Annotated in this window: 3 protein-coding genes; 2 read left to right on the top strand and 1 reads right to left on the bottom strand. The window is 56.9% G+C overall.

Annotated elements, in window-relative coordinates:
* The first annotated feature begins 135 nt into the window (after positions 1-135).
* Positions 136-324: a hypothetical protein gene (locus tag PMX70_RS10080; protein ID WP_118094986.1), complete on the top strand. Its 189-nt coding sequence runs from the start codon at positions 136-138 to the stop codon at positions 322-324.
* A 105-nt stretch (positions 325-429) separates the two neighbouring features.
* Here PMX70_RS10080 and PMX70_RS10075 read toward each other — a convergent pair whose 3' ends face one another.
* Positions 430-855 (bottom strand): DUF4869 domain-containing protein, encoded by a 426-nt coding sequence (locus PMX70_RS10075; RefSeq protein ID WP_271743484.1) that lies wholly within the window; start codon positions 853-855, stop codon positions 430-432.
* 597 nt (positions 856-1,452) lie between these two features.
* On the opposite strand from PMX70_RS10075, the gene PMX70_RS10070 reads away from it, so the two are divergent.
* Positions 1,453-1,715, top strand: a 263-nt coding sequence (locus PMX70_RS10070) for a hypothetical protein (protein ID WP_271743483.1), incomplete at its 3' end; no start/stop codon positions are given.

The raw sequence follows: 1,715 nt of genomic DNA, 5'->3' as shown, positions 1-1,715 counted from the left end.
AGCAAGAAGGCGGAGGGCTAGAGCAAGGCGGGGCCGAGGCCGCCTCGATCAATTTGCGAAAGAATCTTGACGGTACCAACAAATGGCGAGGTTGGTGGGCTAAGTTAGTGACAGTGTTTTGTTGGAGGAGGGCAAATGCCCTATGCCGAGCTGTGCCACTACGAGTTCACCTCGGGCGGCAGGGAAGAGGTCAATGAAGAAAAACTGCGCCGCTGGAAGCGCGAGCAGGCGCTGTTCATGCAGCGCTCGCCGGAGCTCTTCCTCAACGGTGATCCGTGGTTGGGGCCGAACCTATCTGCCGAGAGCGAGTACTTCTCGCTTTAGTGCGAAGTAATGCCAAGTTCCGGCAAAGTATCCTCAAGAGCTGCAAGAGCGGTGGGGTTCAAGTACTCCTCGTTCAAGCGGCTCTTATCATATCGAAAACGTGCGTCAGGAGTTCTCCCTTAGGCATTTTGCGGCTATAGGGACAAGGTCGAACATCGTGTGAACGACATCGCCCGTGTTTGCAACGGTAGCCGTGAACTTGCCGTTTCCAAAATCCATCAGATGGTAGAGGTTGATGGTTAAGTCCTTTTGCGTGGCAATTCTCAGAATCCAGTAAGCGCAATTGTCGCTGCAGGTTGTGGCGTTGTATACGTTCTGAGGCATGAAGTACATGAGCAACAGCGTCTTAGTGCCTCCCGACAGCCTTTCAGGAGGGATAATGCCTAGGATCTTGGTGTCTATTGCGCAGGGTCCAACGACATTGCCTTTATCGATTGATTTAATAATCCTTTGAGCAAAGGCGTCTTGAAACCACTGGGGCGAATAGACGTTATCGAAGTAAACCGACGTATTGTAGATAACGTTTTCCATATCACCATAGTGAATTGTTAACACGTTGGTCCCTTCGGGTTGCTGGTTTGGTGTTCGGTGAGACTGATTGTATCGCACGCATAAGACGGGCGTAATTTGCCAGAAACACATGCGATTGATAACCATTGACAGTCAAGACCTGTATCCAGTGCCCGTATTTGCATGTCCGTACTTGAACCTAAGTTGCTTTGAAGGCCTATGTTTTAGACAATAGTTCCAGGCTAGGCTCTGCGTGGCGGCACGTAAAAGCCGTACTGTGCTTGGGTGGGTAAAAGTCCAAGACGATTAGATATCCGAGAGGATATCGAGCCCGTGCCGGGGAGATAAGGTGAGCCCGCGCCGGGGACTATAGTTCCGGCAACAAATGGGTTTCCGCGAGGATGCCGCGGCTGACGGTCAGTATATTACCGCCCTACACGCTCCTTCCGCGCGTCGCCTGCTCAAACGATTTGCGCCGAATTTTATTCCGCGGGCGGTGAGCCTGTTTATAGACAACGTCACGACCTATAGACGGGTGTCTTGGGGGTATTGCAGCTTGGCTCCCGTCCCCCCAATCTAGTAGACTTGGAAACCGTTGCTAGATTAGGGGGATTTTCCATGAGACGCTCCACGAAACGAATTTCCGGTGCCGCCGCCGCGCTGGCGGTCGCGGCCGCCCTGGCCCTGTGCGGGCCCGCGGCCTACGCCGCCCCCGCCGCCCCGGGCCACGCGCAGGCCCCGGCCGCCGGGGCCCAGCCCGCCGACGGGGGTCCCGCCGCCCAGGCCGACGCCGCCCAGCCCGCGCAGGCCGACGCCTCCCAGCCCGAGGCCTCGCAGGCCGACGGCGCCCAGGCGGAGCCCGCCCGGTCCGAGGCGGCCGC

The organism is Collinsella aerofaciens (assembly GCF_028206795.1).
Taxonomy (GTDB): Bacteria; Actinomycetota; Coriobacteriia; order Coriobacteriales; family Coriobacteriaceae; genus Collinsella; species Collinsella aerofaciens_AX.
Note: the sequence above shows the minus strand (reverse complement) of the source record. Positions and strands in the feature narration are given on the sequence as shown.

Excerpts from the sequence above, each read along its gene's own strand:
- PMX70_RS10080 (WP_118094986.1), top strand. The coding sequence starts at position 136 with ATGCCCTATGCCGAGCTGTGCCACTACGAGTTCACCTCGGGCGGCAGG.
- PMX70_RS10075 (WP_271743484.1), bottom strand. The coding sequence starts at position 855 with ATGGAAAACGTTATCTACAATACGTCGGTTTACTTCGATAACGTCTAT.